Annotated in this window: 7 protein-coding genes; 2 read left to right on the top strand and 5 right to left on the bottom strand. The window is 35.0% G+C overall.

The window, feature by feature from the left end:
* Positions 1 to 83: 83 nt before the first annotated feature.
* Positions 84 to 1,358 (bottom strand): sensor histidine kinase, encoded by a 1,275-nt coding sequence (locus AB3X49_RS14320; protein ID WP_002014814.1) that lies wholly within the window; start codon positions 1,356 to 1,358, stop codon positions 84 to 86.
* A gap of 309 nt (positions 1,359 to 1,667) precedes the next feature.
* Here AB3X49_RS14320 and AB3X49_RS14325 point away from each other — a divergent pair, with 309 nt between their 5' ends.
* Both AB3X49_RS14325 and AB3X49_RS14330 read left to right on the top strand, forming a co-directional pair.
* Positions 1,668 to 1,868, top strand: a complete 201-nt coding sequence (locus AB3X49_RS14325; RefSeq protein WP_000929276.1) for a protein YkzT — start codon at positions 1,668 to 1,670, stop codon at positions 1,866 to 1,868.
* A gap of 234 nt (positions 1,869 to 2,102) precedes the next feature.
* Complete coding sequence (locus AB3X49_RS14330; RefSeq protein ID WP_219303456.1) at positions 2,103 to 3,266, top strand: aminotransferase A; 1,164 nt, start codon at positions 2,103 to 2,105, stop codon at positions 3,264 to 3,266.
* Between the two features lie 4 nt (positions 3,267 to 3,270).
* Here AB3X49_RS14330 and malR read toward each other — a convergent pair whose 3' ends face one another.
* The 4 genes from malR to AB3X49_RS14350 form a co-directional block, all read right to left on the bottom strand.
* On the bottom strand, positions 3,271 to 4,302 hold the full coding sequence (gene malR / locus AB3X49_RS14335) for a maltose operon transcriptional repressor MalR (protein ID WP_002014809.1): 1,032 nt from the start codon (positions 4,300 to 4,302) through the stop codon (positions 3,271 to 3,273).
* A 282-nt stretch (positions 4,303 to 4,584) separates the two neighbouring features.
* Positions 4,585 to 5,427: a maltosaccharide ABC transporter permease MalD gene (gene malD, locus AB3X49_RS14340; RefSeq protein ID WP_002088365.1), complete on the bottom strand. Its 843-nt coding sequence runs from the start codon at positions 5,425 to 5,427 to the stop codon at positions 4,585 to 4,587.
* A complete protein-coding gene (gene malC / locus AB3X49_RS14345) occupies positions 5,428 to 6,729 on the bottom strand; it encodes a maltosaccharide ABC transporter permease MalC (RefSeq protein WP_113937166.1) in 1,302 nt (433 codons plus the stop codon).
* Between the two features lie 64 nt (positions 6,730 to 6,793).
* On the bottom strand, positions 6,794 to 8,053 hold the full coding sequence (locus AB3X49_RS14350; protein WP_002142987.1) for an extracellular solute-binding protein: 1,260 nt from the start codon (positions 8,051 to 8,053) through the stop codon (positions 6,794 to 6,796).
* Between the last annotated feature and the right edge of the window lie 130 nt (positions 8,054 to 8,183).

Raw genomic sequence — 8,183 nt, forward strand, 5'->3', positions numbered from 1 at the left:
AAACAAGAAAAAATAAATGAATGAAATTTTGTATCTTTTTCTAATGCACGATAAAATAAAAAGTTACCTTCTATCGGTAACCTTTATTCCTTATATCGTACAGCTGGCAATATAATAATAGCTTCAGTTCCTTTTCCGCTTTCACTTTTATATTCCAATGTGCCATTATGCGCTTGTAAAATACTAAATGTTACCATAAGGCCTAATCCTGTTCCTTTTTCTTTTAAAGAATAATACGGTTGTCCAAGCCTTACTAACTGTTCTTTTGTCATTCCAACACCACTATCTTTAACTCTTATTATTATCAATTCATCTTTTTGAATAGCTGTTACTTTTAAATACCCTTTGTTTCCTTGAATTGCTTCAATACCGTTTTTAACAACATTCATAATAGCTTGCTTCAATTTCGTCTTATCACCGATAGTATAAAGGCTCTCAGAAATCTCAACTTGCAAATAAACGCCCTGCATCGCTGCAAATGATGACATAAGAGTTGTCATTTCAATTAATTGTGCTGATAAACAAATATGTTCTTTTTTTTCAATTTGAGGCCTTGCTAAATTTAAATAATCTGAAATAATCTGTTCAGCACGATCCAGTTCAGCTAATACGAGACGCATATAATCTTTGTTTTTTACGTCTTCCGTACTCTCTAGCAATTGAATAAACCCTCGTACAACAGTGAGAGGGTTTCGAACTTCATGTGCAACACTTGCAGCTAACTCACTTACAATATTAAGTTTTTCTGATTTTTGCATTTCTGTACGCAATAATGCATTTTCGTTTAAATACTCAGTCAAATACACTTGAAATACCATTGTCATAACCATAATAAGTGATGCAAATATATACCCACTATATAGATTAGATATGTACGGTGTAAAACCTGTTTCTAAAAGGACATTCAACATCCCGACTACTAATGAAACAAGAACATAAAATGATGCAATCATAAAAGCTAATATTAGCTTCTTATCTCTTGAAAAAAGAGACCATTTCTTTGACAAAAATAATGGAATTATCGAAAGAAATATAACTTCTACCATAGGCAACCAACTAAGCCCCTTAAAAATCCATTCATATGCAACATAAATAATGGCAGGGATGAGCCCAACAATCCCACCATATAAAAAACCACTAACAATTGGGACTGGATGAAAATTGTATCCGCAAACGGTACCAAAACAAATAGAGTATGTCATGGAGAGAACGAGTGTAACGCTAGATAAAAACATAATAAAGTAGCGATTAGGCTTCGGAAGCATTCCTTGATAACGATTTAAACGAATCGCTTCATATAAAAATAGTGGTAAAATAATGATGGCAATTTGGATCATTAAATCACGAATCAGCTCCATAGCCTCTCATCCCCTATATGTATTTTGATATGATTATATCATTTTATAAGTCTATTTGTTTCAAAATTTTGATTTTTCTTAACATCTTTGTTAATTATTTGTTAACAACTAATAATAAATGTTACAAATTTCCGAAATGATTGTAAACCCTGTACCAAATTTCCTTCGTGCAGTATACAATGAATACGGATTACAAAGAAAATAAAAAACACTTCACTAGACGGACAACTATCGCAAAATACAGCATATAATCCATACTATCTATGTTTACAAATAAGTGATCATTACTTTAGTAGGAGGAAGATAAATATGGCGGGTACTACGCTTGTTTTAAAAGAAGAAAATTTGGTTGTGCTAGAAAACGTTGAAAAATCAGTATACGAAGAATTGCAACATAAAGCAGGGGACGAAGACTGTACATGTGCTGTAAATGAATCCGTTGTCCATCTTGGCAAAGTATCTTCCGTACTTTGGAACGAAGATGAAATAGATTGGGAATACGGTTATTAAAAAGTCGCTTGCAGCGGCTTTTTTTGTGTTTATGCTTAAGTGAAACTTTAATTAACTCACACAGCTTATACTCTTATAGACATTTGAATCCTCACATAATTTCTTACTTCCACTGAATTTTAAGATACGATTCTTATCTTTCACAAATAGCGGGGGAAATTTTATAAACAAAGCGTAATAGTTGAAAATATGATAAAATGAACTTAATTTTCAAACGGAAGAAAGGGAGATACAATGGAACAATTCATTAATCCTAGAGTGAAGGACATCCAAATTTCTGGAATCCGTCAGTTCTCTAATATGATTCAAAACTATGATAATCTTATCTCTTTAACAATTGGGCAACCCGATTTCCCTACACCTTCTCTAGTAAAAGAAGCAGCTAAACGGGCCATTACAGAAAATTATACAAGCTATACACATAACGCTGGTTTACTAGAATTACGCAAGGCAGCTTGTAACTTTGTAAAGGACAACTACAATTTACATTATTCACCTGAAAACGAAACCATTGTTACAATCGGTGCTAGTGAAGCGATCGATGTTGCATTCCGAACTATTTTAGAACCAGGAACGGAAGTAATTTTACCTGCTCCTATTTACCCTGGTTACGAGCCGATTATTCGACTATGTGGTGCAACTCCTATTTTTATAGATGTTCGCGAAACTGGATTTCGTTTAACAGCTGAAGCATTGCAACATGCAATTACAGAACGAACAAGATGCGTCGTTTTACCGTATCCTTCTAATCCAACTGGTGTTACCTTATCAAAAGAAGAATTAGAAGATATTGTATCTATCTTAAAAGATAAAAATATTTTCGTTCTTTCTGATGAAATTTATAGTGAACTTGTATATGAAGAAAAACACACATCTATCGCTCATTTCCCAGAAATGCGTGATAAGACGATTGTCATTAACGGCTTATCAAAATCACATTCTATGACCGGCTGGCGTATCGGACTTTTATTTGCTCCAGAATATTTAGCAAAACACATATTAAAAGTTCATCAATACAATGTTACATGTGCTACTTCAATCGCTCAGTATGCTGCAATCGAAGCTTTAACAGCTGCTAAAGATGCCCCGAAGATGATGCGCTATCAATACAAAAAACGCCGTGATTACGTATATAATAGACTCATTCAAATGGGTTTAACGGTTGAGAAGCCAACAGGTGCATTTTATTTATTCCCATATGTTGGACATTTAACATCTTCATCATTTGATTTTGCACTTGATCTTGTAAAAGAAGCTGGGCTAGCCGTTGTTCCTGGAACCGCATTTTCCGAATACGGTGAAGGCTACCTTCGCCTTTCCTATGCTTACAGTATCGAAACTTTAAAAGAAGGCTGTGACCGTTTAGAAGCCTTTCTAAAGAAAAAAGCTAAGAGTTAAACTCTTAGCTTTTTGTTGCATAATGATCACAAGTTTGACGCTTCAATAATTTATGCGGAATAATAATGCATTTTGAAGTAGATTCAGAATGCTCCACCTTATCAACTAAAGCTTTTGCCGCTTCATACCCTAATTGATAAATATTCACATCAACTGTCGAAAGTGGTGGACTAGCAATTTCTGATAATAAAGCATTGTTAAAGCTTACAATCGAAACATCTTTCGGTACAACAAATCCTTTTTTAGAAAGCGCACTTAACACGCCAAGTCCAATTAAATCATCCGTTGCCATAATTGCCGTCGGTGGTTGCTTTAGTCCCATTAATTCCTCAACAGCCTGTTGACCACTCTCTCTTGAAAAATCAAAGTGTAAAATATACTCTTTCGGCAATAGAATATCTGCTAGTTTCAAAGCATCACTCATCCCCGCCAAACGATCTCTCGTTACAAGTAAATCTGATCCACCGCCGATGAATGCGATTTGTTTATGGCCTAATGAAATCAAATATTCCGCTACTTCTCTTGCAGCTGTATAATTGTCATTATCTACATATGTAATTTCATCTTTTCGATCATATGGTTTTCCAATTAAAACAAACGGGAAGTTTTGGTCATGCAAGTATTGAATAATCCGATCGTTCTCTCTTGAATATAAAAGAATAATACCACCGATTTGACGCCCTTGTACCATTTTTACAACACCATTAAAAATTTCATCTTCCGTTTCACCAGTCGACATATAAAGCGCATACCCTTCCACATGTGCAAATGAACTAATTCCTCTTATAACTTCTGGGAAAAATGGATTTTGAAAAGCTTTACTTGCAGAACTCGGCATAACAAGACCAAGTGTCTTCGTCGTTTGGTTCGCAAGGTTTCTTGCATTTAAATTTGGATGATACCCTAATTCACTCATTACTTTTCGAACACGGCGCTTTGTCTTTTCACTTATACTTGGATTATCAGCAATTACACGAGAAACAGTTGATGGTGCTACGTTCGCCTTCTTCGCCACATCTTTAATTGTAACTGTCATAAAAATCCCCTCCTTTCACTTCTCTGCCATTTTCATATATTTTATCTTGCACCCGTTGCAAGTCATAGGAGAAGTCATAAACTGTCATTTATTTATTCTATCTTGCAAAACTTATCATATTCTCCCTCTCCATGTATTGTAAGGGATATAGCTCTTTTTTCCTATACTATAATATACTATTTATTTCACTTCTTTTCATATGCGATGTCAAATCTCTTTTCATCTCTCTATAATTTTTTTATAGAGAGATGAAAAGAAAAATGGGACATAATGTCCCATTTCTCATCCTTTCGTACCTCCAGCTGTTAAACCAGAAATAAAGTATTTTTGTAGTGATAAGAATAAAATCGAAATCGGGATTGCAATTAATACGGAACCAGCCGCAAACGTCGTAAATTCATTACCAAATTTCTTCGCTACCATTTCATAGAGTCCAACTGCTAAAGTGTAATTTTCCGGCGTGCGTAAAATAATACTTGCTAAAATGAAATCTGTAAATGGACCGATGAAAGTGAATAATGCTACAACCGCTACGATTGGCTTTGCAAGCGGCATAATGATTTGCCAAAAAATACGGAAGTGTCCTGCTCCATCCATGCGGGCTGACTCATCCAACTCTTTCGGAATCGTATCAAAATACCCTTTCATAAGCCAAGTATTCATTGGAATTGCTCCACCTACATAAATTAAAATTAATGCAAGATGTGTATCAATTAATCCTGTTAACTGCGCTAATACATATAGTGCGATTAACGCTGCAAAGTTCGGAATCATTTGTAGAATTAAAAATGTTAATAAACCATTTTTTCTTCCGACAAAACGATATCTCGAAAATGCATAAGCAGTAAAGCTAATTGCTAACACCGAAAAAATCATCGTCATAACACTAACTTTTAACGTATTTTTATACCAAAGTAAGTAATTACTTGAATCAAGATCAAGTAGCTTACGATAATGATCTAACGTAGCATTTTTTGGAATAATGCTAGAACCAGACAAACTATCTCCTGGATTAAACGATGAACCAATAATCCATAGTAATGGATAGAAAATAATCGCACACATTATGAAGATAACCAAATAACTTAATGAAAGACGTAACATCTTTTGTCGTTTAATATTCATTTACATCATATCCTCTTCTTGGAATGATTTTGTTCTCTTAAATTGCCATAACGCAACTGTAATAACGATTAACGATAAAATCATTGTAAGAGCTGCTGCTTTTCCGTACTGCGCTGAAGTCATCGTTAACTTATAAATCCATGAAATTAAAATATCCGTTCCACCTGCATCTTGCCCCGCTACAGCAGGACCTCCGCCGTTAAATAGATAAATGATACTAAAGTTATTAAAGTTAAACGTATATTGTGTAATTAAAATTGGTGCTGTTGCGTATAAAACAAGTGGCAATGTAATTTTGCGGAACTGTTGCCAAGCAGTTGCTCCATCTACTGTAGCAGCTTCATATAATTCTCCTGGAATCGATTGCAATATACCTGTTGTCATTGCAAAGACGAATGGGAAACCGAGCCACGTTTGGATCATAATTAAAGCAATCTTCGCCCAAAACGGATCTGTCATCCAAGCAATCTTTTCAATCCCGAATAAAGCTAATACTTGATTATTAATTGCTCCAAATGTTTCATTAAACATACCAGAGAAAACAAGAATAGATACGAATGCTGGAACTGCCCACGGTAAAATGAAGATTGTTCGAATAATTGCCTTTCCTTTAATACCAGGCTGATTTACGATAATCGCTAAGAAAATACCAAGCGCAACTTGTAATGTCGTTGCAACAAATGTCCAAATGACAGTCCAAGAGAATACGCTTAAAAATGTCTCTCTCCACATCGGTAATGTGAAAATATCAATAAAGTTTTTAAAGCCCACCCAATCTACTAATTTAGCTGGAGGAGAGTGGTATAAATCATAATTCGTAAATCCAATTAAAATTACGAAGATGATTGGAAATACAACTACAAAGATAAGTAATAGAAAACCTGGTGAAACCATTAAATATGGAAAACCTTGATCTAGTAAATTACGGTATTGCTCTTTTACAGAGTTTAATGGTGTTCCTATATCACGTTTCTTCCCGTTTTGATATGCATCATATAAATTAAATCCATATATTCCGAGTCCAAACACGATGACGATAAGTGCCAAGATCCCTTCCACTAATAGAAAGACAGAATGGTCACGTGGAACTTCTGTACCGAGTGTTACAATTCCCCATAATCCCATATTTAATAAATCAGCAAATGCTACAATAAATGAACCTGTTAATACTAGAAAAATAAGGCCTTTTACAAATTGTTTATTATACATTTGGCCTATGCCTGGAATGATTGATAACATGGTTGCCATTTTCCTATGTTTTGAACCTTTTAAGCCGTTTGCTGGTTCCATAGATGTTTGCATGTTCCTTCCCCCTTTTTTCTGGGAGAGAATTCGTGCCTCTTATAGTAGAGGCACGAATTTCACCTTATTTTTTATTGCTGTGGTTTGCCTCAATATTCCCTTTAATTTGCTTCACTGCATTATCAAGTGCTGCTTTTGGTGCTTCTTTATCTGTAACAACTAACTGAAGAGCGTCTCCAGCTGGTTTCCATACTTCTTGCATTTCTGGAATATTCGGCATTGGAATTCCATTTTCTGATTGAGTTGCAACTGCTTTTGCAGCTTCATTATCTTTAATAATTGGATCTTCCATTACTGATTTTACTGGAGGAATCTCTTTTGTCTTCTCAAATCTAATTTTTGCGTTTTCTTCATTTGTTACCCACTCAGTGAATTTTGTAGCTAAATCATTTTGTTTAGAGAAGCTTGTTACATGCCATCCTTTTACCCCAACAAATGTTTTCATCGGTTGACCATTTGGTAATTTTGGCATTGGAGCAACACCATAATCAATTCCGTTCTTTTCCATCGCTTGGAACGCCCACGGTCCGTTCATAATAGATGCTGCTTTTCCTTCATTGAATAATCCATCAGCAGCAGGTCCACCAGATTCACCGATAATACCTTTCGGGAATAACTTTTCTTTGTACCATTTTTGAAGATATTCAGCACCTTGTACTGCTCCGCTATTATTTAATCCAACATCACTTGCATTTGGCTTTCCGTCTTTCTCACCAAATACATATCCGCCCATACCTGCCATAAACGCGTTAGCAAAGTAGAAGTTATCTCCTAATGTTAAAAATCCGTACTTGCCATCCTTCGTAAAGTCTTTTGAGAAGTTAAATAGCTCGTCCATCGTTTCTGGAGCTTTTTGCATTAATTTTTTATTGTAAATAAAAATTGGTGTTTCAATTGCTTTTGGTAAACCATATAATTTCCCGTTGTATGTTTGTGCCTTTATTGATAAGTCAGTAAATTTACTCTTCACAGCATCATCTGCTTTTACTTCAGAAAGTAAGCCTTCTGTTACTGCATTTCCGATTTGATCGTGTGGCAATGTTACAACATCTGGTCCCGTCCCCGCTGGTCCATCAAGACGTAACTTTTTCACTTGATCTGTCATTTGCATCTCAACAACTTTTACTTTTACTTTATATTTTTCCTCAAAGCTTTTCACTGCTGGTTCTAAACCAACACCTTTTTTATCATCTTCCCAAACGAGAAGATCATAGTCTTTCTTCGCTTTACTTTCCTCTTTTTTTCCTGAATCTTTCGGTCCACATGCAGATAACATGCCAATTGACAATGCTGAAATCGTTAATAGTGATAATGCTTTCTTCATCCCAAAAACCTCCCTAAATTGTCTATGTACCTCTTTAATTGAAAACGTTTGCATTTGATTGTTTAATAGAAGCGCAAACAATATCTAAATATACGAAAACGTTTGCGCTATTTGTCTATCATTATACATC

This window comes from Bacillus sp. C30, assembly GCF_040838255.1.
Classification (GTDB): Bacteria; Bacillota; Bacilli; order Bacillales; family Bacillaceae_G; genus Bacillus_A; species Bacillus_A mycoides.

Coding starts and splice junctions, on each gene's coding strand:
- AB3X49_RS14320 (WP_002014814.1), bottom strand. CDS start 1,358: ATGGAGCTGATTCGTGATTTAATGATCCAAATTGCCATCATTATTTTA.
- AB3X49_RS14325 (WP_000929276.1), top strand. CDS start 1,668: ATGGCGGGTACTACGCTTGTTTTAAAAGAAGAAAATTTGGTTGTGCTA.
- AB3X49_RS14330 (WP_219303456.1), top strand. CDS start 2,103: ATGGAACAATTCATTAATCCTAGAGTGAAGGACATCCAAATTTCTGGA.
- malR (WP_002014809.1), bottom strand. CDS start 4,302: ATGACAGTTACAATTAAAGATGTGGCGAAGAAGGCGAACGTAGCACCA.
- malD (WP_002088365.1), bottom strand. CDS start 5,427: ATGAATATTAAACGACAAAAGATGTTACGTCTTTCATTAAGTTATTTG.
- malC (WP_113937166.1), bottom strand. CDS start 6,729: ATGCAAACATCTATGGAACCAGCAAACGGCTTAAAAGGTTCAAAACAT.
- AB3X49_RS14350 (WP_002142987.1), bottom strand. CDS start 8,053: ATGAAGAAAGCATTATCACTATTAACGATTTCAGCATTGTCAATTGGC.